The following is a 23,238-nucleotide window of genomic DNA, read 5'->3' as shown; positions in this document are numbered from 1 at the left end:
GAATGACGGCTATAGCTAAAGCATCTAAACTTTTATTCAAAGATTTAGTCGATATGCTGACTTAAAAAAAGTGCGATCGCTATTTTAGCGATCGCTTAAAAAATTGGAAGAATCTGCTAGAGTGAAAATGGTGCTTTTATCTCGATTTTTATAAATTTTTTATACCTTAAAAATCTCACCTTACCAATCCCACCTTACAAAACTTTTTAATCATTCACCCTTTGTCCTATGGTTGCATCCTCAACAGTTCGCATTAGTTCTCGCAAAAGTCAGCTAGCACTGGTACAAACGCATTGGGTACAGGCGGAACTCAGCAAAGCACACCCCGATCGCCAGTTTGATGTCGTCACCATGAGTACACAGGGCGATAAAATTCTTGACGTGGCACTTGCCAAAATTGGTGATAAGGGCTTATTTACCAAGGAATTAGAAGTCTCGATGCTAACCAAGGAGTCTGACCTTGCGGTACATAGCCTTAAAGATTTACCAACCCATTTACCTGAAGGGTTGATTCTCGGTGCGGTAACCGAACGGGAAGATCCTGCGGATGCTTTAGTCGTCCATGAAAAACTGAAAGACCAAACTCTTGCCACTTTGCCAGCGGGGACGGTAGTTGGTACGTCTTCGCTGCGTCGTCTGGCTCAATTACGTCATTACTATCCTCACCTCACGTTTAAGGATGTGCGCGGGAATCTGAATACTCGCTTGCAAAAGCTAGATTCTGGTGAGTACGATGCATTGATTCTTGCTGCCGCAGGTTTGCGCCGTTTGGGAATGGGCGATCGCGTGCATGAGGTAATCGATGGAGAAATTTCGCTCCATGCTGTCGGACAGGGTGCATTAGGAATTGAATGTCGCGCTGAAGATCCTGATATCTTGGCTTTGTTTACGCCGATTATCCATTATCCAACTACTCAACGCTGTCTTGCGGAGCGTGCTTTCCTGCGTGAACTCGAAGGCGGTTGCCAAGTTCCCATTGGTGTGAATACTTCCATTACTGCTGACAAGTTAACTCTTAAAGGCATTGTCGCGAGCCTTGATGGGAAGACTTTGGTTAAGGGTGAAGTAACAGGCGATCTGACTAATCCTGAAGCGATCGGTGCGGAACTTGCTGACGACTTAAAATCTAAGGGCGCTCAAGATATTCTCAATAAGATTTTTGCAGAAGTACGAGCTTAAGATTAGAGATATAGTTGATTGCTATATAAAAAGCAAAAAGGAGAGAGCGATCCAAAGTATCGCTCCCTCCTTTTTTTAGAAAGAAATGGTTATGATAGGTTCAGCCATTCCATTTGCGGAGAAATTATCGATGTTTTCTGATGAGGAGATTTCTATTCTTGCGGCGGAAATTGATGCTCAGTTATTGGAGTTGCGATCGCTCTCTGGTGACGCACCTCTAAAATCTGGCGATAAAGAGGCACAACTGGTTAAGCAAAATCAGGCGATCGCGACTGCAACAAAGGAACCAGCGAAGAGTTTTTTGCAAAAGTTTTGGAAAGCAGCCAAGGCAGATCTCTGTGAGGAAGATGGGGTGCTGCATAAGCAATGGAAAAAATGGGGCGATCTGGATAATAAGGAGACGATTTCTACTTTTAAAGGAATTTTGGCTGGGCTAGGTTTATCGGGAAATGTGTTGCCAACGGTGATCGTGGCGGTTTCGGTGATTGTGTTGCATATTGGCGTGAAGGCATTTTGTGATGAATATGGCGATCGCAAGGAAAATTCGTAAAATTAAAATTGAGCGGCGGCGTGATGAGATTGCTCAAAATGGGCGTGAGGCTTTGGCTGCATATCGTGCAGGAAAATTAAAGTCTTACACAGCAGCAGAGGCGATCGCTGAGTTACGCAATATACTTGATTCACCAGAATAATCTATGAGAAAGATTTTTTTCGCCAAAATTTAGAAATATTGTGTTAGGATCAAGGCTTAAGTTTGGCTGATTGTGCTCGTCAATCAATTAAGGATCACATTATCCAAACTTATTTTAGAAATGACAAGCGACAAAGATTATATTGATTACCCCGCAGCAGATATTGCTGCTAAATTTCAGGAATTAGCCAAATTTAGGGAAAAACTAGATTTACCTGTAGCTGGTAGTGAACATGATGGTTCTACGGTGGCAAAGTTGGAGATCGGGGATCGCGAATTTTTTGGAGTCAATTCTGGGAGCGACCCTAACCCTAGGAGGGTTGTTACTTTGAGGGTGAATCCGATTAGTAAAACCCATGCTGAGGCTGATGTTATGCAACAAGCATTTGATGCTGGGATTAGAGGCGGTCGAGCTAGATTAATAGTCGATCGCGATTTGTGTAGACCTTGTGGTCAAAATGGCGGTGTGAAGGGAATGGCTAAGCAGTTAGACTTGGAAGAGTTAGAGGTGATTAGCCCTAGCGGTTGTGATGTAATCAGGTTAAAGTGAGGTTTTGATGTTTATTTCTAAGTTCTCAACTGAAGACTGGCAAGAAAATCGCAATCAGTTGGTATTAAAGTCAGCCCAGAATTGGCTGGAAATTGAGGTTGCGATTAGGTCGCTAGATGGGAATCGGCAGACTTTAGTAACTTTAGAAACTGAAGATGAAGCACACCTTGCTATTGGTGGTGGTAAGGGGAGATATGTGGTGTATTTAACCTTTGACAATGAGATATTTCATTATGTTGTCGATCCGCTTAAGTTAGGTATGGATGAAAAGTTGGTGGTTGGCGGGCAAGAAGGTATATATCCAACGAAATTATGTGTTGGTTTGGATATGGCACTCAGGGCTGCTAAAACTTTTGCTGAGTTTGGAATAATGGAAAAATCGGTTGTCTGGGAGCAAGATAAAATTTTGGAGCTTGTATAGGTTTATTGATGATTGAGCTAAATGTGCGGTTTACGAGTTCCGATCGCTTTGTCATCAAATCAAATAATCGCGAGACGGATGCTCTGGAATTTATCGCACCTGTGAATGATGGCGATCGCGCTGAGATTCGCGAATATTTGGAGAAATATACATCACTTTACATGATGGATGTGGATGATCGCAGTGCTGAAAGGACTGAGGCGAAATTGCCTTTGTGGGGGGCAGCATTGTTTGAGTCAATTTTTAGTGTTGGTGACGCGAAGGAAATATTTAAGAATTTTCAGGATAGTGATGAGCGAGACAAGATCTTAACAATTTCAGCAAGTCATCCACTTATTTTGTCTTTGCCTTGGGAATTGCTAAGCGATCCCGAAGGAACTTATTTATCACATGGGGAAAATCCAATTTCGATAAGGCGTAGTTTTTCGCAGTTAACAAATGAGTCAGAATTTCAGCAAGATTCAGTTAAGCAAAGTATTGCCCCTCCCAAAAATCGGTTGCGCTTACTGTTTGTGATTAGTCGCCCCATAGGTGCGGGTTTTCTCGATCCGCGTAAAGATGCTTTGGCTACTCTTGAGGCGATCGCTAAAAATGCACAGGGATTAATTGATGTGGAGTTTTTGCGTCCCGCTACTCTCGATAAATTGGTAGAACGTTTAGCAGATAAAAGTTTGCCATCGGTGGATATTGTGCATTTTGATGGGCATGGGGTGTTTGATGCCAATAAAAACATTGGTTATCTGCTGTTTGAGGATATTGGTGGTAATGGCGATCGTGTTTCGGCGGCGCGAGTTGGGGAAAGTTTGAGTCAGGCTGGTATCAGTGCAATGTTGCTTTCGGCTTGTCAGACGGCGGCGGTAGCGGGGGAAGAAGCCATAGGAAGTGTGGCGGCTGGGCTTACCCATGCTGGGATTCCGACAGTTTTGGCGATGCAATATTCGGTGCTAACGTCAACAACGGAGCAGATGTTTGGGGCTTTTTACGAGCATCTGACAGGGGGACAGAGATTTGGTGAGGCGTTGGAAAATGCGCGGCGGTATTTGTATGCACATCGAGAACGGGGCGATCGCCAGCGTGGACGAGATCGGGTTACTTTGCGTTTACAGGATTGGTTTTTACCTGCGTTGTATCAGGTGGGAAGAGATCGGGCATTGTTAGAAGTGGTTGATCCCCCCCAGCCCTCCTTGGAGAGGGGGGAGAAGATTGGAGGGAATATTAGTGAGGTGCAGAAGGCTGGTTTTTGGGGTAGGGCGCGGGAGTTGTGGCAGATCGAGAGGGCATATGTGCGGGATACGCGGCGGGTGACGATTTCGGGTTTTGGTGGGATGGGGAAGACTTATTTGGCTGAGGAGGTGGGGCGTTGGTTGTTGCGGACAGGGATGTTTGCGCGGGTGTGTTTGGTGGGCTATGCCAATTTTCAGGGGATCGATGCGGTGTCCTATGCGGTAAGTGTGTTGGCGACAGTATTGGAAACAAATTTGATCGATGCGGCGGCGGTGACTAGGGCGTTGGCGGATCAGTCGGTGTTGGTGATTTTGGATAATTTGGAGTCGTTGGATGCGGAGCAGTTGGTAAGTTTGCTAGATGCGGCGAAGGAATGGTCGGAGGCGGGGGAAAGTCGGGTATTGCTAACGACACGCACACCTGATTTGCATCATCCTGATTATCAAGTTAAAGATCCTGACGCTAGAAGAGAAAAACCTTGGCTTCCCCATAAACACGTTTCTTTGCAATTGGAGGGTTTACGACCTGATGATGCGGTGAACTATTTCCAAAGGCTGTTGAAGTTGCCTCCTGCACCACGTTTGGATTTACCGTTCCGTAATGATTTGCTGGCGTTGTTTGAGCTTGTGCAGCGTTTGCCTTTAGCGATCGGTTTGTTGGCAGCACAGTTGAAGGATCGGCAGGTTTTGGATGTGCGTAAGGAGTTAGAGGAGTTACTGGTGCAATCTCCTGATAATCCGTTACTTGCTTCTTTGAATCTGTCGATAAATCGTCTCGATCCTGAAGCGCAAGAATGGATTAAAAACTTGGGGGTATTTCAAGGTAGTGTATTCGAGCATAATTTAGTAGCAATTACAGAAGTAGTAGAAAAGGAATGGAATAAAATTAGAGTGCAGCTAGAAACAATAGGACTAATACAAGCAGAACCTTTGATTCGTTTGGGGGTGACTATTCCCTTTCTTAAGTTTCATCCGATCCTTGCGTCTACGATGTGGGGACGGCTAACCAATACCGAAAAACAGGAACTCCTCAGTAACCATTTTCAATGCTATTACGAACTGTCGGATTATTTGTATTTTGAGGACGATAAAAATTCTTTTGTAACTAGAGAGATTTTTCAACTGGAACTATCGAATTTGCTGTTTGCAGTGCGCGGTGCGATCAAAGTAGGTGAAGACTTTGCGGTAGATTTTGTGGATAAAGTTAACTTCTTCTTGCAAGTCTTCGGGCTAAATCAAGATCGGGAAGACTTGACGAAACGGTTGCAGCATATAGATAGTGAGGCAGGATCACAAACTTGGTATTTAACACAGATCAATCTGGGTGAACAGTTACAAAACGCAGGACGCTATGCTGACGCGGAGATGGTGTTCAAGAAGATTTTGTCAGAATTAGGAACAACACCTACCTACGAGAGATGCACTACGCTAAACTTGCTTGGACGTTGCTATTGGGCTACGGGACAGCCAGAACGGGCGGCAGAAAACTATCGCCTCGGCTTGGAAGTTGCGGCAATGTTAGAGCAAAATAACGGTACGAAGCGACAAATAAGCTCATTACAGATAGATTTCGGAGATGTCTTGATAGCTATGGGGAACTACGAGTTAGTACATGAGTCTTACAAGGAATTGTTAGCAATGAAAAAAGACCTTGGAGTTGATCGACGAGGAGAAGCTGTCATGCAAATACAGCTTGGAACTTTAGCACTAGTACAAAAAAAACTCCCTGAAGCCTTACAACTCTACCAAAAAGCACTTGCAATCTTTCAGCAACTCAAAGAACCCTTAGCAGAAGCGATTACATGGCATAATTTGGGTAGGACATTTGAAGAATCACGCCAATGGGCATACGCAGAACAAGCCTATCGCCAGTCTGCGCGAATTAAGGAAGCACAAGGTTTAATCGGTAGATCGAATGGAGCAGTAACGACTTGGAACCATTTAGCACTTGTTAGTGTAGGTGCGGGAAAAATGAAAGAGGCTGAGGAATGGTATCGCAAAGCGATTCAAGGTTTTCGCGATTCAGGTAATGGAGTTATGGCATGTGGAGCAATTAAAAACCTTGCTAATTTACTGCAACAATTTCCTGATCGTCTCAACGAAGCACAACAATTAGCAGAAGAAGGACTGACCATAGATAAAAACCTTGATTCTGTGGCATCTGAGATTTGGAAGACGTACAGCATCTTAGCAGAGATTAGTGATAAACAAGGTGATACAGCCAAAGCACGGGACTATCGCCGCCTTTCTCGCGAGTCTCACGCCAATTTTGTAGGCACAAAGTATGAGCTAAGCCAACATACCAAGCTTATCGACGGTACGGTGAAGGCAGTTGATGATGATGAGCTTAGACATCGATTAGAGACATTTCTGGGACAAATGATCCCACATGGTTGGCAAAACCTCGTCATTGCAATTCGGAAAATTCTCAACGGACAAAGGGATGAAGATATTCTCTGCGAAGGATTGGATTATCAAGATTACGAAATTATCATCGCCATCTTACACGGCATTGAGAGCAAGTAAAAATTAAAAAGGAAAAACTAGAGGTAAGTTATGGAAACTATCACCATCGAAGTCGAACCAGAAATTGCTAGAGCCTATCGAAACTTAAGCCCTACAGAACGACAAAAAATACAGATCGTCCTCAACATTTGGCTCAAGCAAATTATCAATAAAATCCCCATAGAATTAGACGAACTCATTCAAAGGATGCAAGATCGAACAAATGAAAATGACCATATACCCGAAACCACAAAAATAGATGCAAGATGAGTCGCCCATAGACCCATACCTAGCCCAAATCCTTGAAGGACATACCGATACCGAAATAGCTGAATTACTCAACTATCTCAAGGAATGGGAAGCAGGAACCTACAGAATTTCTAATCGTGCGACCAGACCAATATGGCATTGAAAAAATAGTCACCTATGGAACTAACGAGGAATAAACAAATGACACAAACTCAAAATCAATTAACATCTCAGCGAAACTATATTGCTCAACTCCTAGAGCAGTTAACCGTGCACTATCAAAATACCAAACTAGAACGCAAACAAATTGCTCAAAACTTCACCCAATCCGAAGCAGAATTTACCCCATTAGAAGAAATTGAATTACTGACAGTAAGTATTCGCGGTTACGCCAGCCAAATCGCCGCATCAGGAAGTTTAAGAAACGATCACCAAGCGATCGCCGAACTACAAAAACTAAGCGTATTTAACAACCACCTCATCGTTCAACTCTACAGCGAAGCGCGATCGCATTATCCACAGATGCAGTCATATATCTGTATGTTGGACTATCTCAGATTATTGGTCATAGAGTATCTACAAAATCAACAAACCCTTCACCTGATATCAGCCTAGCGAGATTCACCAACCGTTAAGCAACAAAGTTATGATATTTTTAGTTAAAGCTAGCAAGGAGAAGCGATCGTGCTACCAACAACAACCTTTCAAAACATTGAAGAGAGCTTAAAACAACTGCCCCATTCTCTACAGATAGAAGTATTTCATTATATTGAGTTTCTCAAAAGTAACTATGCCAAGCAAAATAACGACATCGTAGAAGCTTTGGAAGAGAAAAAAGCTAAAAAACGCGATGGATTTGGCATTTGGCAAGGCAAAATTACCATGTCCGATAATTTTGACTCGCCAATGGAAGAGTTTGCAGAGTATATGTAAGCATGGATATTCTTTTAGATACGCATACATTCATTTGGTATATCGAGGGCAACCCAAAGTTAACCGAAAAAGCTAGAGAAGCGATCGAAATGTCAGCCGACAAAGTATATCTGAGTATTATTAGCCTTTGGGAAATAGCAATCAAAACTGGTAAAAATCAACTTACGCTGCAAAACCAATTTGATGATTTATTAGATGTTTTAAATTCATTGCAAATCGAGATTTTATCAATTACCTTTGCCGATACGCAGATTTATAAAAATCTTCCCTTACATCATGGAGATCCATTCGATCGAATGATAATTGCACAGGCAATCAGCAACAATTTAATTGTCGTCGGTTGCGACCAATCTTTCAATAATTATCCAATACAGATATTGTGGAAATAATGACTGAGCCAAATGATCCTGAATCTGTCCTGACACCTGAAGAACTAAAAGCAGGACGCGATCGCATTGCCGCCGCCAATATTAATAATGTCTTACATCACTGTCGTAAATGTGATTATGAATGGGTCGCCTCCCATGCCGAAGCATGTCGATGTGGCTCCAAAAATGTCGAACGGATTATGTGTTGGCAATTTCCCGATGATTAGAAGGCTTAGAAACTTGGCAAATTACCGCTAGGGATATCTTTGACTGGTTGAAAGTCTCGTAAATTTACTCAACCCTTTACTCAACCCTTTGAGCAATCCGTAACTTCGCCGATCGCGCTCTTGGATTTGCCCGATTTTCTTCATCAGTGGCAATAATTACTTTTTTAGTGAGCACCTGCAAGCGATCATCTTCACGAAACCGATGCTTAACAATGCGATCTTCGAGACTATGGAAAGTAATCACCACAATTTTGCCCCCCACTTTCAGCCAATTCGGGGCAATGGCAAGCCATTTCTCAAGGCTCTCTAATTCGCGATTGACAGCGATTCTCAAAGCCTGAAAGGTGCGGGTAGCAGGATGAATTCTGCCATGACGATAACTGGAAGGGACGCAAGCAGAAATTGCATTAGCCAGTTCTAAGGTAGTTTTAAAGGGACGCTTCTCGACGATTTGACGGGCAATCCTGCGGGACAATCTCTCTTCTCCCAATTTAAAAAAGATATCCGCAAGTTCCACTTCTTGATAGTGATTCACAATTTCAGCAGCAGTGAGAGTTTGGCGATTATCCATCCGCATATCGAGATCACCTGATTCTCGAAAGCTAAATCCCCGCTCCGCCACATCAAACTGGGTCGAACTTACGCCCAAATCGGCAAGGATGCCATCAAATTGCAAATCTGCGGCGGGCTGATATTCACAAAAGTTACCGCGCCAGAACGAGACTTGGTTTTGATAATCTTGTAATTTTTCACTAGCCGCCGCGATCGCCATTTCGTCGCGATCGATTCCAACTAGGTGAACATTTTCGGCCGCTTGCAAAATCAACGAGCTATGCCCGCCGCCGCCTACGGTACAGTCGAGATATACGCCGCCTGAGGTAATGGCTAAACCTGCGATCGTGGGTTCGGCAAGGACGGGAACGTGATGAAACTGAGCAGTCATATGGGTGATGGGGGAATAAATTGCCTAAAGAAGGACGCAAAGCCCCCCTTTAGTTTTGGAAGCAAAGCACCTTAATCGTTATCAATATGTATCTTGATAATCGCAATAAGGTAACCAAAGTCATTAATATAGTCTACTGTGCTGTTTATTTTCCGACTTTGTCACCATGAAACATACTCTCTCCGTTGTCGTCCAAGATGAGGCAGGCGTGCTGACCCGCATTGCTAGCTTGTTCGCCCGCCGAGGTTTTAATATCGAGAGCCTTGCGGTGGGAACTGCCGAGCAAGATGGATTTACGCGCATCACGATGGTTGTCTCTGGCGACGATCACACGATTGAGCAAATCACCAAGCAGTTGCATAAACTGATCAACGTGATTACCATTCTCGACTTTACTAATATTCCTTGTGTAGAGCGCGAGCTGATGCTTGTCAAGGTAAATGCTGCGCCAAATGTGCGATCGGAAATTATTGAAATAGCGCAAATTTTCCGCGCCCGTATTGTTGATGTGGCTGACGACTTCTTGACAATCGAAGTGGTGGGCGATCCTGGAAAGATGGTTGCCATCTTGAAGATGTTAAATAAGTTTGGCATTCGCGAAATTGCTCGTACGGGCAAGGTTTCTCTCACCCGCGAATCGGGCGTTAATACGGAATATCTAAAAATTTCTCGTGATGGGGCGCGTGGCGCTTTATCTAACCTCTAAATTGAGTAAAAAAACAAAAGATGAGTGGCAGTGCAAAGCACTGCCACTCATCTTTTGGGATTTGCGCGTGGGCAACTTATGGGCTGCATCCACTGACAAAATGCAAAGTACTGTAAATAAAAAACCACCATAGGACGCTTTTTATTTAGATGGGGCTTAGCGCTATAGTATGATGCTGTCAAACCTCAGACAACGATTCCGTACAGTCATACTATGCGTATCGCCATATTTACCGAGACTTTTTTGCCAAAAATTGATGGCATCGTTACCCGCCTCAAATATACCGTTGAGTATCTGGTCAAGCTCGGTAATCAAGTACTGGTGTTCTCGCCCGATGGGGGGCTGAAGGAATATTGTGGGGCAGAGATCTATGGCGTATCAGCCTTTGATTTTCCCCTCTATCCAGAATTAAAACTTGCTTTGCCACGCCCTTCCATCGGTCACGCGTTGGAGCAATTCAAGCCAGATATCGTGCATATTGTAAATCCTGCCATTTTGGGCATGGCGGGTTTATATTATGCCAAAACGATGAATTATCCTCTTATGGCTTCCTATCACACCCATTTACCGCAATATTTACAGCACTATGGTTTAGGTTTTCTGGAAGGGGTGATGTGGGAATTGGTGAAAAATACCCATAACCAAGCTGCTCTAAACCTTTGTACCTCGACAGTGATGATCGATGAATTGCGATCGCATGGGGTCGAGCGTCTCGATCTCTGGCAACGGGGTGTCGATACCGTCCAGTTTCACCCACGCTTTAAGAGTGCAGAAATGCGATCGCGCCTGACCGAAGGACATCCCGAAGACATCCTATTTCTCTACGTCGGTAGGCTATCCGCCGAAAAGGAAATCCAGCAAATTTTGCCCGTGCTGCAAGCAATCCCGCATAGCCGTCTTGCACTAGTTGGCAATGGTCCCTATCGCCAAGAGTTAGAGAAAATTTTTGCCGATACCAATACTAATTTTGTGGGCTATCTGCGCGGCGACGATCTCGCTTCTGCTTTTGCTTCTAGCGATGCCTTCTTATTTCCATCTCGGACGGAAACCCTCGGACTAGTCCTTCTTGAAGCCATGGCGGCAGGCTGTCCAGTCGTAGCAGCTAATTCAGGAGGTATTCCCGATATTGTCACCAATGGGCTTAATGGCTATTTATTCGATCCCACTGATAGCAATGGTTTAGTTTTAGCCACCGAAAATCTATTGCAAAATCGCCATGAAAATCGCAATGACTATATGTGCATTGAGGCGCGACTAGAAGCCGAAAAATGGGGTTGGGATGCAGCCACCCGACAATTGCAAAATTATTACGAACAAACCATCGAGACTTGTAAATTTGCCCTCACCCGATAAAAAAGAGAAAAGGATGGGCGGCGCTTTGCACCGCCCATCCTTATATACAGTTGGCGGCAGCTATATATTTAAAACGAGATACTAAATATCAACTTAAAGGCATTGCCAAGCCAAATTAAAGCCACCACACCACCAGCGATCGCTAAAGGAAAGATCGTTAGGGTTTTCCAGATCTTAATTTCTAAGACAACTGAGGCACTCCAAACTTGCCAGATGATAAACCAGATAATGACCGCAATCGCTGCGTTCGTTCGCGACTGGATCGGCAAGCTGAGCGCGGGAGCCATAAACAGCCAAGGCAAGCTGGCAAAGCCTGTCAGGGTCAGTAAGACTTTCATCTCGACCTTCTTTTGAAAAACACTAGCCAACTGCTGAAGTAAAAATGTAAAAAACAACCAGCCGATCGCCGCACTAACCATCGAGCCAAACATTTTGAAAATCGTAAACCGCTCAAGGCGAAGAGTTTCCAGCGAATTAACCAAAGCAATTACAATCAAGGCTTGCTCGAAGGTAGGATTTGCCTTAAGTTCCTCAAAAGTTGCCTGCGGTAAAAACAAAGTCCCATAAAGGCGATCGAGAAACGAACCGAGATTTTGTCGTGGCGATCTTTCCATTTCTGCGATGCTTGCCGTAGCGATCGGGTTTCGCTCAGCATTTGTATCAGCAGATAAATCAGCAGAATTTGGCTCAGGGGAATTCATAAAAAGCTGGTGATGACGTTGATGGCGTTGATTAAGTCTAAATTTGCCGTGATTTTGTCTTAATGTAATATTAATTGCTAACTGACTCTAACATGATTGACCTCGATACTACTCAAACCCATCACCTCCTCAATATTGACGCAGGCCAATTGCCGCAGGGCTTGCGCGGACAAATCACCATCCCTGGGGACAAGTCAATTTCGCATCGGGCCTTGATGCTCGGCTCTCTGGCGGAAGGGGTAACCACTATTCGAGGTTTGTTGCTCGGTGAAGATCCTCGCAGTACGGCGGCTTGCTTTAATGCGATGGGAGCAGCGATCTCTCCCCTTAATTCAGAATTAGTGACGATCGCGGGGATCGGATTGGGAAATTTAAAAGAGCCGCTAGATGTTTTAAATGCTGGGAATTCGGGGACGACCTTACGTTTGATGTTGGGGATTTTGGCAAGTCATCCCGATCGCTTTTTTACGGTGACGGGTGATAATTCCTTGCGATCGCGCCCGATGTCTCGCGTGGTCAATCCGCTACGCCAAATGGGCGCAAATATCTGGGGCAGAGAGAATGGAGCGCGCGCACCCTTGGCAATCTCAGGGCAAAATCTCAAAGCAATCCACTATCAGTCTCCCGTAGCCTCGGCTCAGGTCAAGTCTTGCATCATGCTCGCAGGGCTAATGATTGATGGCGAGACGATCGTTACCGAACCAGAGCGATCGCGCGATCATAGCGAAAGAATGTTAGCGGCCTTTGGGGCAAAAGTTACCGTTGACATAGAAACGAATACCGTTTCCGTCAAGGGGGGCGCAAAGTTGGTAGGGCAAGAGATCACCGTCCCTGGAGATATCAGTTCGGCGGCTTTTTGGTTAGTAGCCGCTTCCATCGTTCCAAATTCCGATCTATTAATTGAGAACGTAGGCATCAATCCTACCCGTACGGGAGTTCTAGAAGTCCTTGCCGAAATGGGAGCCAATATTACCTACGAAAATCAACGGGAAGTTACGGGCGAACCTGTCGCCGATCTACGCGTGCGATCAGCAGCTCTCAAGGCTTGTCGGATTGGTGGTGCGGTAATTCCTCGATTGATCGATGAGATTCCCATTTTAGCGATCGCCGCCGCCTGTGCGGAAGGAACGACCGTCATCGAGGATGCCGAAGAACTGCGCGTCAAGGAAAGCGATCGCATTGTGGCGATGGTCAAGGAAATGACTAAGTTAGGGGCAAATGTCACGGAACGTCCTGACGGCATGGAGATCGTTGGCGGAAAATTACTCACGGGTACAGAAGTAGAGAGTTATGACGATCATCGGATTGCGATGAGTTTAGCGATCGCCGCCCTAGTCGCCAAAGGCAAAACTTCAATTAACCGCGCCGAATCCGCCGCAATTTCCTATCCTTCCTTTATTCCAACTCTACAAAGTTTATATTCCAAATAAAAGGAAAGAGGCGCGTTGCGCCTCTTTCCCTTTTTATCAAGTTAAATCAAGAGAATCTTCTGACTGCAAGTTATTTTCTTCTTCCTCTGTGGGTATGGGAGCGATATAAAAGCTGCTGATAATCGCGATCGCCAACCACCAAAGTAATTGCACCTGTGGGCGATACCAGACGGTATCCACTAAACCATGAACGAGCATTCCCACTAAAGTCGCGATCGCGGCAATAATCCATAAACCACTCGAATCGCGATCGCTTCTCAATCGATTTAAACCAAACCACCCTTGACGGAAAATTGTAAAAACTAGCCAGCTATAACAGATTATGCCGACTATGCCTGTTTCTACGGTAATCTCCAATGGTACAGAATAAGTACCCAAGGCACTATAACCAGATCGCTGATAGAGCGGATAGATTTGATTAAAAGCTTTATTACCAGGACCAATTCCTAAAATTGGTTTCGCCCTAATCATATTAAGAACCGATTGCCAAACATTAACCCGAAAGGCATTACTACTATCATCGGTTCCAAAAATACTACCTACCCGCTTACGCAATGTGGGGACGAGAATTGTTCCCAAAGCGATCGCCCCTGCAGTTCCACCTAATACCGAAGGAAAAGTCCAACTCGGCAAGCGTTTGCCCCACCAATAAACCAAAAGTAACACCAAGGTAAAACTTTCGGCGGCAATTCCCATCAGTCCTCCACGACTTTGGGTTTGCGTAATGCAAAAGGCTCCCAGAATAGCCGTCAATATTCCTAAGGTCTTCATGCCCCAGTTGCGCCAATGGATTGCCGCGATCGCTCCCAATGGTAAGGCTGCCATTAGATAACCCGCAAACAAATTGGGATTTCCCAGAAAACTATAAACGCGGGTAACGCCTGCCGTCTCAGAAGTAGGATCTGTCCATGTCGCCAGCTCAGGTGCACCCAGATACCATTGCTGCACCCCATAGGCACTCGCAACTAACGCCGAACCCAAATATGCCCCAATGAAAATCGATCGCCATCCCAAGCGCATCAAGCGGCTCATCGACACAAAGGCAAGCATATATAGCGTGAGTTTTACCATGCCATCGGCAGCCGCAACCCTCACGGGTGATAGCAAAGTGGCAACTAAGGCGATCGCCCAATAAGCAATCAAAGGCGTATGTATGGCAGTCCAAATTGGTACTGATTGATCCTGCTCGTCACGGCGATCGCTAAGCCATAGTAATAGCCATGCGATCGCTACGGCTGCACCGATTACCCCTGTTTGAGCATTTTCTAAAAATGGCAAGGTCGCTAGCATTACCACTAGTAAGCCACCCAGAAATTTAGCACTCAACAAGCGACTACCTTCGCGCCACGCTTGCAATGGGCTAATTATTTGAAAAAACCTAGCTTGGCTGCTGAGCCACGATGATTGCAGGGTTTGCAAAAACTTGGGTATGGGTAGTTTGAGCTTGGAATTCATAAAGCAATCGGCATATTTGAACTTAGGGTAAAGTTATTTTGACACCTTGAGGGTATAAGGAAAAAGAAAAATGGAAAAACTAAATTCTGCTGAAGCTTATAATGAGCGCGGTATGGAACGCGCCGAACATGATGATTTTGAGGGGGCGATCGCCGATTATACCGAGGCAATTGCGATCGATCCGACCTATGCCGAAGCCTACTACAACCGCGCCTACGATCGCTCAGAAATTAGAGACTATGCAGGTGCGATCGAGGACTATTCCAAAGTAATCGAACTAGAGCCAACTGCCGCACCAGCCTACTTTAATCGCGGCATGGCAAAGGCAAAACTTGGCGATGCCGAAGGCGCAAATGCTGACTGTGCACATGCCAAAAGCCTAGGATTGTAAGCAGCATATTCATATCCATTAGTGGGGATGGGTTTGTTGTATGGTTTTCAACTTCATATTGAGGCAGTTGAAGGTGGGCTCGTTACAATTGAAGCCTTGAATTTAGTTAGGTGATTAACGGGTAATAAACGTAACATTTAGTTACAATAGGGTATTGACCCATTGCCCATTCCCCATAGCCCTATGACCCGTGACCTGCGATCGTTTCTCAAACTGCTCGAAGAGAGCAAACAACTCCATCGTGTCAAAGCCGAAGTTGATTCCCAGTTAGAAATTGCTGAGATTAGCAATCGCCTGTTGCAATCGGGAGGACCAGCACTGTTATTTGAGAACGTTAAGGGTTATCAAACACCAGTGGCAGTAAATTTGCTAGGAACAGTCGAGCGAGTCTGCTGGGCAATGGGTATGAAGGAGCAGTCAGAATTAGAAGTGCTAGGTGAGAAATTAGGCAAGTTACAAAGCCCGAAGCCACCGAAGAAAATCTCACAGGCGATCGAATTTGGGAAGATTCTCTTTGATGTAGTTAAATCTCGTCCGCAAAAGCTTCTATTTGGAAATGCTCCTTGTCAGGAAGTAGTTTTACAGGGAGATGCAGTAGATCTCGATCAGATTCCCATTCTCAAACCCTATCCTAAGGATGGTGGTCGCGCCGTCACTCTCGCCCTAGTAATCACCAAAGATGTCGAAAATGGCATTCCTAATGTGGGTGTCTATCGCTTGCAGCAGCAGTCCAAAAACACGATGACGGTACAATGGCTCTCCGTGCGCGGTGGGGCGAGACATTTGCGCAAAGCAACAGAGGCTGGGAAGAAACTCGAAATTGCGATCGCGATCGGGGTTGATCCCGTCTTAATCATGGCAGCTGCAACGCCGATTCCTGTCGATTTATCAGAATGGATTTTTGCGGGACTCTATGGCAATGAAGGCGTACAGCTTACCAAATGTAAAACCCTAGATTTAGAAGTACCTGCCTGTGCTGAGTATGTTTTAGAAGGAACGATTACACCCCATGAAGTGGGAACCGATGGACCTTTTGGCGATCACATGGGTTATTACGGTGGGATTAATGAGCAGGCTCCTTTGATCAGATTCCATTGCATGACCCATCGCAAAGATCCCATCTATCTCACCACCTTTAGCGGCTTACCTCCTAAAGAAGAAGCAATGATGGCGATCGCACTTAATCGTATCTATACTCCCATCCTCCGCCAGCAGGTTTCAGAAATCACCGACTTCTTTTTGCCAATGGAAGCCTTGTCCTATAAGGCAGCTATTATTTCCATCAAAAAAGCATATCCTGGACAGGCTAGACGCGCCGCCCTAGCCTTTTGGAGCGCATTGCCTCAGTTTACCTACACTAAGTTTGTGATCGTCGTCGATCATACGATCAATATTCGCGATCCGAGGCTGGTAGTTTGGGCACTAAGCTCTAAGGTCGATCCGACCCGCGATGTATTTATTTTGCCCGATAATCCCTTTGACTCCCTCGATTTTGCCTGTGAGAAGGAAGGTTTAGGTGGACGAATGGGAATTGATGCAACAACCAAAATCTATCCTGAAACCGATCGCGATTGGGGCGATCCTTTAGAGAGCGATCCTGAGGTTGCCGATCGCGTAACGCGCCGATGGGTTGAGTACGGATTGGCAGATCTAAAACTGGATGGAGCCGATCCCAATTTGTTTGGTTACGATATTAGATAAAAACTAAAATCTGTGTCAATCGCTGCGCGATTGACACAGATTCTATAGCTAACAAATAGAGTTGCGGCGCGTAGCGCCGCAACTCTATTTGGGGTTTGGGCTGATATAACTGGCTACCGCTATAATTTATCTACTGGGCAAATTAGTTAACTTGTCTGTCCATGTCTTTATAAAAGGAATCGCCGCAGTGAAGGTGAGATCGGGCTTGAGTGGCGTAATCGTAATGTAGTTATCCCTAATTGCTTGGATATCGGTATCGGCTTCCGCTTCTTCTTCGATGACCACACCCGATAACCAATAATAAATTTTGCCGCGCGGATCGATGCGTTTCTCAAATTGATCGCGATAGCGACGAATTCCTAATCTCGTAACAACTACACCGCAGATATCTTCCTCATCAATGGCAGGAATATTGACATTCAATAAAATTGGTTCCTCTAGGGCATAATCGGAGATCGCCTGCACCATTTTTTTAGCAAAATTCGCAGCCGCACTAAAATCTAAATGGGTAAAACCTGCGAGGCTAAAGGCAATGCTTGGCACTCCCTCAAGTACTCCCTCCATCGCCGCCGATACAGTGCCAGAGTATAAAACATCGGTTCCCAGATTTGCGCCGCGATTAATGCCCGATAGCACCAGATCGGGACGATCGCCTAATAGGGCATCTAAAGCCAACTTGACGGTATCCGAAGGCGTACCCGAACAAGCCCAAGCCTCAATACTCGGAGGGTAAATGTCAGTAATGCGATCGACCCTGAGGGGTTCTTGTAAGGTCAGGGCATGCCCCGTAGCCGATCGCTCGCGATCGGGACATACTACAGTAATTTGATGCTCGGTTTTGCTGAGAGCCTCTGCTAGCGCCCTTACCCCCGGAGCATAAATACCATCATCATTACTAATCAAAATATGCATATTTGAATTTTCAAAATGTCCGAGCAACTAAGTACATCAGTATAGCTAAAGAATAAAACCAAAGCCTGTGTCGCCTGCAAGCCAAGCTTGTGCGGCTTTTACTTTTGGGCTTTGAGAAAGGGTTTGCTACGCAAACCCTTTCTCAAAGCCCGTTTCCCATTATCCCGAATTCACGTTAACTAACAATAAAGGAGGGTGCAAAGCACCCTCCTTTATTGTTGATACTTTGATCGCTTTTATACCAGTTCCCAAAAGTGTGGCTACAATTTTGGGAATTGAGAACCAAACCCAGTAAGGGTTTTAAAAACACAAAATGGCTACGCCATTTTGTGTTTTGGTATTAGTCGAGCGTAATGACCCAAGAACCAATGTAAACAGGCACGGGAACATCCGCACGCATAACTCTGCCATCAAACTGATAAAAACCGCCGTAATCAGGATTTCTGACGTTAGACATCACGACGCGTAGTGCTGTTTTTGAGGGAATCGCTTCCTTGGGAATAATTGTGATGCGACGAGTTTCTTTATCCCAAGTTGCCGATTCGATTTCCAAATCTTTACCGCCACGACATTGATCGGTTACCCGCAACTTGATATCAGACGTATCAAAGCTACCTGTGAAATGCTCTGGGTAGGTAACGATCACTTCGGAGACCTTAAATTTTTGTGGTTTCACTTCTAAGTAGTAGCGATCGCTTCGACCACTGGTACCACTGTCGAGACAATAGTCAAGTGCACTATCTTTGATTCCGCCAAATAGAATAAATCCTGCATTAGATTGGGCGCGAACTACAGAGGGTGAAACAACTGCACAAGCTACAGCAAGACAAGAAACAATACCCAGTTTTTTGATCATTTGGATCTTCATAAATCTCACAAGACTCTACTATTATGCTACGCGCTGATCATTCTGACGAAATTGGACAGCAAATGTATCCCGTCATTGGATGATTTCTCTGGATGAAATTGCACAGCCATGACATTTTCTTTGGCGATCGCTACGGTTACGGTTTGGCTGCCGTGGGTAGTTGTTGCGGCTGTAACCGATTGGTCAATGGGATCAGTGTAATAGGAATGGACAAAATACATCCAAGGGTTAGCGCCAAGGTTTTGCCAAAGCGGACAATGGGCTTGGGTTAACGCAAGCTGATTCCAACCCATGTGGGGGATCGTCAGGCTAGGCTCATGGGTAAACCGCTTGACTTGACCTTTGATAATTCCTAAGCCTGCTTCTTCCCCTTCTTCACTACTCTCGAATAGGATTTGCATTCCCAAACAGATTCCTAAAAATGGTTTCCCTGAAGCGATCGCCTCATGAATGGGTTGCTCTAATTGGGTCGCCCGTAATTTTTGCATCGCGGGATCGAACGATCCTACTCCTGGCAAAACAATCCCATCGGCAGCGGCTAATTTTTGGGGATCGTTGGTGACAATTGGGGTTGCACCTGCCATCTCTAAACCTTTGCAGGCTGAGTGCAGATTACCCATGTCATAGTCGATCACTGCCACAACTGGCATGATATTACTCCTATTTATTAGTCTGGCATTTACTTAGTCTGGCATTTAGTTAAGTAGCTGGGAAGTGAACTACCAGACGCTGACCGCTTAGGCGGTACAGTGCTGGCTTCCTGATTCAACGGGGATAGCGTCCAACAAAACCGAAGTTTTACCAGATCGACTTACATCCCCTCCACAGGCAGACTCGCTAGTTCCTAACGAGATAATCCGCAAGGCTTCATTTCTAATGTTGATCGCTGCATTTACATCACGATCATGGTGAGTACCACAATGCTTACAAGTCCATGCCCTAATATCAAGAGCGAGATTTTCAACTCGATTTAGGCATACATGGCAAGTTTTAGAGCTAGGAAACCATCGATCAATTTCGATATATTGTTTCCCTTCGCTTTCAGATTTGTACTTGAGCATTGTGCAGAACATACCCCAACCAACATCGCTAATCGCTTTGGCTAGATTATGGGTTTTAACCATGCCCTTGATGTTGAGATTTTCTACGGCAATAACTTGGTTTTCGTTGACTATCTTGCGGGATAGTTTGTGCAGAAAATCTTCGCGACATCTGGCAATTTTAGAGTGAACTTTTGCCACGGCAAGTCTTGCCTTTTTACGATTTTGGCTACCCTTCTTTTTCTTGGATAGCTTTTGCTGTTTGCACTTTAAGTTGCGCTGATGTTTGATAAAAAATCTAGGATTATCAAACTTAGAGCCATCACTGGTAATTGCAAAATGGGTTAATCCCACATCAATACCGATAGCTTTATCCACTGGTATTAACTCAGGATTAGCTTTGCCATCGTCAACCAAGACAGAAACAAAGTGTTTTCCGTCAGGATTGCGAGAAACAGTGACGGTTTTGATATCACCTTCAAAATCACGATGACGCTGACATTGAACCAAGCCAATCTTGGGAAGATTGATATTGTCACCGTCAAACTTGACATTTTGGGGATAACTGATTGACTGCCTACCATGCTTAGATTTGAACTTAGGCAACATGGCACGTTTATCAAAAAAGTTTTTATAGGCAGTGGATAGGTTCAATGCGACTACTTGCAAACATTGAGAATAGGGTTCGGTTAGCCATTCGTATTCTTTCTTGAGTGCAGGGAGCAAGCCTTGTATGTATCCTCTAGTCAGCCCTTTGCCAGTAGTTTTATAGGTTTCTTGACATAGATTCAAGGCATAGTTCCAGAACCATCTCGCACAGCCAAAAGACTTCGCAAGCAAGGTTTCTTGCTCACTTGTGGGATAAATTCTATATTTGTATGCCTTATACATTTATCAAGAATATCGAATACTGATAAGACTATTATAACAGATAGAATTTATATTGATTCGCTATCGCTCAATTTATTTCTGGCTCACTTTCATCCCGTCACTCATCCTTGTAAACGGATAGAGTGCGGGACTTCCCGTTCGCGTTAGTTAAAATCCAGATTTAAAACCTGCGGCGCACGCGCAGCGTGCGCCGCAGGTTTTAGGGTTTTATACTTAATTAAGCCCAATTACTTAACTTATAGAGATAAAAGCTGTAAGCTTGCAGAGATATTTATGTTTGTGCTGTTCTAAGAATTCTTTTTAAGCAATTATTAAGCAATTATAATGTTTGGCAGTACAAAGCTTTGCAAGCACCCCGATAGATTTTTATGAAAGCTCGATGAAATGCAACTTTTATCAAAAACTATCGGTCTGTCACCTCAGCAAAATGTAGTATGGCTATAGTCAGTAATGTTAGGACAAACATCAAACCCAATAGAGAGTTGCGGCGCTTCGCGCCGCAACTCTCTATTGGGTTTGATGTCCTGACTTGAGTGAATATAGCGATAAATCCTGAAATATACGCTAAGAGGTTTCGGATGAATGACAAATTAGTTATGAATCGCATTTTGAAGCAAAGTCTGAAGCAAAGTCTGCATCAAGGTCTGAATCAAAGTCTGCATCGTATTTTTCATGGTGCTTTACTGGTGTTAGGTATTGGGGCGATCGCCCCTTTGACTTTTAGCGCTCGTGCAGCGATCGCCGAGGAAAATATTACGATTCCCCAAGCACCCGTGGAGCCAAGTCTTTGGTGGAAGTCTCAACGTTTACAGGAGGGATGGGTCGAAAATATTGCGATCGATTCTGAAGCAAAACAGGCAATTATTACCGTCAATACAACTAGATGGATTGCATCGGACTATTTACAACGCTTTACATTTTTATTCAAACTCGGCACGGAAGCTCAAAAGCAAAACTTTAATGTCATGCTGTACAATCGCCGCTCTCAAAAAATTGCCGAGTACAGCACCGTTGAGGAACGTTGGCGCATCGATCCCAAATCCCTAGGAGCCGAGCCTTTTCGGGTAAATACCCCTGACGCATTACAGCAAAGTTTTAATAGGTAAGTAGCTGGACATAATTAATACCAAAACACAAAATGGCATAGCAATTTTGTGTTTTTAAAAGCCAAACCCCAAAAGCTGTAGCGGACGCTGCGCGTGCGCTACAGCTTTTGGCGTTTTATATACGCCTAGCTACTTAGCTCTCTCAAAGCCCTTAATGAACTCTACAGGCTTCTAGAAATAATTGATTGGCGGCGCTTCGCGCCGCCAATCATCTTTTGGGGCAACAGCTATGGCGACAGCTTATAAATTAAGGCTGCCGTGGCATTTGGGATCTCTGATGGTTTGAGCTTAGTGTTAATCCTGCCCAAGCCTTCTTCAGTACCGATCAATACCTGTTGATTGTTGATGAGCAAATTAACCACCGAGCTACTGGGCAGATTATATACAGAGGCAGTAATTTCTCCATTGTAGGTATTGGCAAGGACTAAACCATCGCGCATACCAATCCACAGTTCACCATTTTTATTGCTGGCGAGGGCGACAATATCGCGTCCTGTCACCGAATTGATACGGGCGATCGCCTTATTACTATTGGGATTAATTTCGTATACATTGCGTGGTGTGCCCGCCCAAATTTTTCCCGAGGGGTCGATGGTTAGAGCTTGGACAATTTGCCCCGATACATAGGGAATTCTAGCGGTGATTTTGGCTGTACCAGGATTAATCTTAAACAAACCATTTAATGTCCCCACCCAAATATTGCCCGCATTGTCGATCTGCATTACATTAGCGGCTGTTCCAGGAATGTCGGGCAAACGGGCATAGGTCTCGGAGTTGTAGGGACTAATGCGGGTCATGCCTTGATCGGTTCCTACCCAAATAAATCCCGCCCGATCCATCGCTAAACTGAGAATCCGACTTGAAGATAGCTGGATGGCAATATTTTCAATCTTGCCAGAGCTAGGTTCAATTTGATATAGCCCCGCAGTCGTCCCCACCCAAAAATAACCACGATTGTCTTCTAATAAGGCCGTAACAGTCGAGTTTGGGAGAGATATAGAAGTGATCGCCTTTCCAGAGCGTGAATCAATTTGCCTCAGTCCTTGCCAAGTACCAATCCATAACCTGCCCTGATTATCGACTAGGGTCGAGCTAATCCTCCCATCTAGATTTGATGAGGGATTGCGGGCAAGGTAAAGGCTTGTTGATGTATTTATTGATGTGACCGTCTGAGGATTGTCAAAATTAATCGCCTCAAGAGGATTAACTAAGCCACAGGTTAACGTATATAAACTTGCTACATTACTTACTAAACTAACTATTGCCAATAAAAAAGTTTTAGCCCTATCTCTTGATATGTTTTTTGCTGCCAACATCTTTAATCACCTCACTACACCCTGTTGACACTCTTGATCAGTGTCCTTTTAAGCGTCAGATGTTAACACAAGAGTTTGC

General features: G+C 44.7%; 26 protein-coding genes. 18 read left to right on the top strand and 8 right to left on the bottom strand.

Annotation, left to right across the window (positions count from 1 at the left end):
- The first annotated feature begins 228 nt into the window (after positions 1 to 228).
- The 12 genes from hemC to PseudUWO310_RS07375 all read left to right on the top strand — a co-directional run bounded on the left by hemC (position 229) and on the right by PseudUWO310_RS07375 (position 8,346).
- The gene (gene hemC, locus PseudUWO310_RS07425; RefSeq protein ID WP_055074652.1) at positions 229 to 1,179 is read left to right on the top strand and encodes a hydroxymethylbilane synthase; all 951 of its coding nucleotides are present in this window, start codon (positions 229 to 231) and stop codon (positions 1,177 to 1,179) included.
- A 91-nt stretch (positions 1,180 to 1,270) separates the two neighbouring features.
- Positions 1,271 to 1,729, top strand: a complete 459-nt coding sequence (locus PseudUWO310_RS07420) for a hypothetical protein (protein ID WP_223805575.1) — start codon at positions 1,271 to 1,273, stop codon at positions 1,727 to 1,729.
- Positions 1,704 to 1,871, top strand: coding sequence for a hypothetical protein (locus PseudUWO310_RS22805; protein WP_156341328.1), 168 nt, complete (start codon positions 1,704 to 1,706; stop codon positions 1,869 to 1,871). Before PseudUWO310_RS07420 ends, PseudUWO310_RS22805 begins: the two co-directional genes overlap by 26 nt.
- Positions 1,872 to 1,991: 120 nt before the next feature.
- Positions 1,992 to 2,420: a deaminase gene (locus tag PseudUWO310_RS07415; RefSeq protein ID WP_142600080.1), complete on the top strand. Its 429-nt coding sequence runs from the start codon at positions 1,992 to 1,994 to the stop codon at positions 2,418 to 2,420.
- Between the two features lie 7 nt (positions 2,421 to 2,427).
- Complete coding sequence (locus tag PseudUWO310_RS07410) at positions 2,428 to 2,841, top strand: Imm1 family immunity protein (protein ID WP_142600079.1); 414 nt, start codon at positions 2,428 to 2,430, stop codon at positions 2,839 to 2,841.
- A gap of 8 nt (positions 2,842 to 2,849) precedes the next feature.
- Positions 2,850 to 6,590 (top strand): CHAT domain-containing protein, encoded by a 3,741-nt coding sequence (locus PseudUWO310_RS07405; RefSeq protein ID WP_142600078.1) that lies wholly within the window; start codon positions 2,850 to 2,852, stop codon positions 6,588 to 6,590.
- Positions 6,591 to 6,620: 30 nt separating this feature from the next.
- Complete coding sequence (locus tag PseudUWO310_RS07400) at positions 6,621 to 6,839, top strand: hypothetical protein (protein WP_142600077.1); 219 nt, start codon at positions 6,621 to 6,623, stop codon at positions 6,837 to 6,839.
- Entirely contained in the window at positions 6,829 to 6,981 is a 153-nt protein-coding gene (locus PseudUWO310_RS07395; protein WP_223805574.1) for a hypothetical protein, read from the top strand. Before PseudUWO310_RS07400 ends, PseudUWO310_RS07395 begins: the two co-directional genes overlap by 11 nt.
- 38 nt (positions 6,982 to 7,019) lie before the next feature.
- Positions 7,020 to 7,433: a hypothetical protein gene (locus tag PseudUWO310_RS07390; protein ID WP_142600076.1), complete on the top strand. Its 414-nt coding sequence runs from the start codon at positions 7,020 to 7,022 to the stop codon at positions 7,431 to 7,433.
- A 69-nt stretch (positions 7,434 to 7,502) separates the two neighbouring features.
- Positions 7,503 to 7,751: a DUF2281 domain-containing protein gene (locus tag PseudUWO310_RS07385; RefSeq protein ID WP_142600075.1), complete on the top strand. Its 249-nt coding sequence runs from the start codon at positions 7,503 to 7,505 to the stop codon at positions 7,749 to 7,751.
- 2 nt (positions 7,752 to 7,753) lie between these two features.
- On the top strand, positions 7,754 to 8,140 hold the full coding sequence (locus tag PseudUWO310_RS07380; RefSeq protein WP_142600074.1) for a type II toxin-antitoxin system VapC family toxin: 387 nt from the start codon (positions 7,754 to 7,756) through the stop codon (positions 8,138 to 8,140).
- A complete protein-coding gene (locus PseudUWO310_RS07375; RefSeq protein WP_126386536.1) occupies positions 8,140 to 8,346 on the top strand; it encodes a hypothetical protein in 207 nt (68 codons plus the stop codon). Before PseudUWO310_RS07380 ends, PseudUWO310_RS07375 begins: the two co-directional genes overlap by 1 nt.
- Positions 8,347 to 8,422: 76 nt before the next feature.
- Here the strand turns inward: PseudUWO310_RS07375 and rsmH are convergent, their stop codons facing one another.
- Positions 8,423 to 9,289, bottom strand: a complete 867-nt coding sequence (gene rsmH / locus PseudUWO310_RS07370; RefSeq protein ID WP_142600073.1) for a 16S rRNA (cytosine(1402)-N(4))-methyltransferase RsmH — start codon at positions 9,287 to 9,289, stop codon at positions 8,423 to 8,425.
- A 166-nt stretch (positions 9,290 to 9,455) separates the two neighbouring features.
- On the opposite strand from rsmH, the gene ilvN reads away from it, so the two are divergent.
- Together ilvN and PseudUWO310_RS07360 are read left to right on the top strand one after the other, a co-directional pair.
- Positions 9,456 to 9,995 (top strand): acetolactate synthase small subunit, encoded by a 540-nt coding sequence (ilvN, locus tag PseudUWO310_RS07365; protein WP_009628050.1) that lies wholly within the window; start codon positions 9,456 to 9,458, stop codon positions 9,993 to 9,995.
- 213 nt (positions 9,996 to 10,208) lie between these two features.
- Positions 10,209 to 11,348, top strand: coding sequence for a glycosyltransferase family 4 protein (locus PseudUWO310_RS07360; protein ID WP_142600072.1), 1,140 nt, complete (start codon positions 10,209 to 10,211; stop codon positions 11,346 to 11,348).
- 68 nt (positions 11,349 to 11,416) lie between these two features.
- Here PseudUWO310_RS07360 and PseudUWO310_RS07355 read toward each other — a convergent pair whose 3' ends face one another.
- Positions 11,417 to 12,049 carry a hypothetical protein gene (locus PseudUWO310_RS07355; RefSeq protein ID WP_142600071.1) on the bottom strand — a complete coding sequence of 211 codons (633 nt, stop codon included), beginning with the start codon at positions 12,047 to 12,049 and terminating at the stop codon, positions 11,417 to 11,419.
- A gap of 92 nt (positions 12,050 to 12,141) precedes the next feature.
- Here PseudUWO310_RS07355 and aroA point away from each other — a divergent pair, with 92 nt between their 5' ends.
- The gene (gene aroA, locus PseudUWO310_RS07350; RefSeq protein WP_142600070.1) at positions 12,142 to 13,479 is read left to right on the top strand and encodes a 3-phosphoshikimate 1-carboxyvinyltransferase; all 1,338 of its coding nucleotides are present in this window, start codon (positions 12,142 to 12,144) and stop codon (positions 13,477 to 13,479) included.
- 36 nt (positions 13,480 to 13,515) lie between these two features.
- Here the strand turns inward: aroA and PseudUWO310_RS07345 are convergent, their stop codons facing one another.
- Complete coding sequence (locus PseudUWO310_RS07345; protein WP_142600069.1) at positions 13,516 to 14,934, bottom strand: IctB family putative bicarbonate transporter; 1,419 nt, start codon at positions 14,932 to 14,934, stop codon at positions 13,516 to 13,518.
- A 70-nt stretch (positions 14,935 to 15,004) separates the two neighbouring features.
- Here PseudUWO310_RS07345 and PseudUWO310_RS07340 point away from each other — a divergent pair, with 70 nt between their 5' ends.
- Both PseudUWO310_RS07340 and PseudUWO310_RS07335 read left to right on the top strand, forming a co-directional pair.
- Complete coding sequence (locus PseudUWO310_RS07340) at positions 15,005 to 15,325, top strand: tetratricopeptide repeat protein (protein WP_142600068.1); 321 nt, start codon at positions 15,005 to 15,007, stop codon at positions 15,323 to 15,325.
- 183 nt (positions 15,326 to 15,508) lie between these two features.
- Positions 15,509 to 17,026, top strand: a complete 1,518-nt coding sequence (locus PseudUWO310_RS07335; protein ID WP_142600067.1) for a UbiD family decarboxylase — start codon at positions 15,509 to 15,511, stop codon at positions 17,024 to 17,026.
- A gap of 126 nt (positions 17,027 to 17,152) precedes the next feature.
- Here the strand turns inward: PseudUWO310_RS07335 and surE are convergent, their stop codons facing one another.
- The 4 genes from surE to tnpB all read right to left on the bottom strand — a co-directional run bounded on the left by surE (position 17,153) and on the right by tnpB (position 20,737).
- On the bottom strand, positions 17,153 to 17,938 hold the full coding sequence (surE, locus tag PseudUWO310_RS07330; protein WP_142600066.1) for a 5'/3'-nucleotidase SurE: 786 nt from the start codon (positions 17,936 to 17,938) through the stop codon (positions 17,153 to 17,155).
- A 340-nt stretch (positions 17,939 to 18,278) separates the two neighbouring features.
- On the bottom strand, positions 18,279 to 18,806 hold the full coding sequence (locus tag PseudUWO310_RS07325; protein ID WP_009629694.1) for a DUF2808 domain-containing protein: 528 nt from the start codon (positions 18,804 to 18,806) through the stop codon (positions 18,279 to 18,281).
- A gap of 26 nt (positions 18,807 to 18,832) precedes the next feature.
- Positions 18,833 to 19,456: an imidazole glycerol phosphate synthase subunit HisH gene (gene hisH, locus PseudUWO310_RS07320; protein WP_142600065.1), complete on the bottom strand. Its 624-nt coding sequence runs from the start codon at positions 19,454 to 19,456 to the stop codon at positions 18,833 to 18,835.
- An 87-nt stretch (positions 19,457 to 19,543) separates the two neighbouring features.
- Positions 19,544 to 20,737: an IS200/IS605 family element RNA-guided endonuclease TnpB gene (gene tnpB / locus PseudUWO310_RS07315; protein ID WP_142600064.1), complete on the bottom strand. Its 1,194-nt coding sequence runs from the start codon at positions 20,735 to 20,737 to the stop codon at positions 19,544 to 19,546.
- 578 nt (positions 20,738 to 21,315) lie between these two features.
- On the opposite strand from tnpB, the gene PseudUWO310_RS07310 reads away from it, so the two are divergent.
- A complete protein-coding gene (locus tag PseudUWO310_RS07310; RefSeq protein ID WP_142600063.1) occupies positions 21,316 to 21,843 on the top strand; it encodes a hypothetical protein in 528 nt (175 codons plus the stop codon).
- A 227-nt stretch (positions 21,844 to 22,070) separates the two neighbouring features.
- Here PseudUWO310_RS07310 and PseudUWO310_RS07305 read toward each other — a convergent pair whose 3' ends face one another.
- Positions 22,071 to 23,159, bottom strand: coding sequence for a two-component regulator propeller domain-containing protein (locus PseudUWO310_RS07305; RefSeq protein WP_142600062.1), 1,089 nt, complete (start codon positions 23,157 to 23,159; stop codon positions 22,071 to 22,073).
- Positions 23,160 to 23,238: the final 79 nt, after the last annotated feature.

Origin of the sequence: Pseudanabaena sp. UWO310 (genome assembly GCF_006861605.1) — a bacterium.
In the GTDB taxonomy this organism is placed as follows: domain Bacteria; phylum Cyanobacteriota; class Cyanobacteriia; order Pseudanabaenales; family Pseudanabaenaceae; genus Pseudanabaena.
The sequence above is the reverse complement of the archived record's forward strand: the minus strand, read 5'-3'. Positions and strand labels throughout refer to the sequence as shown.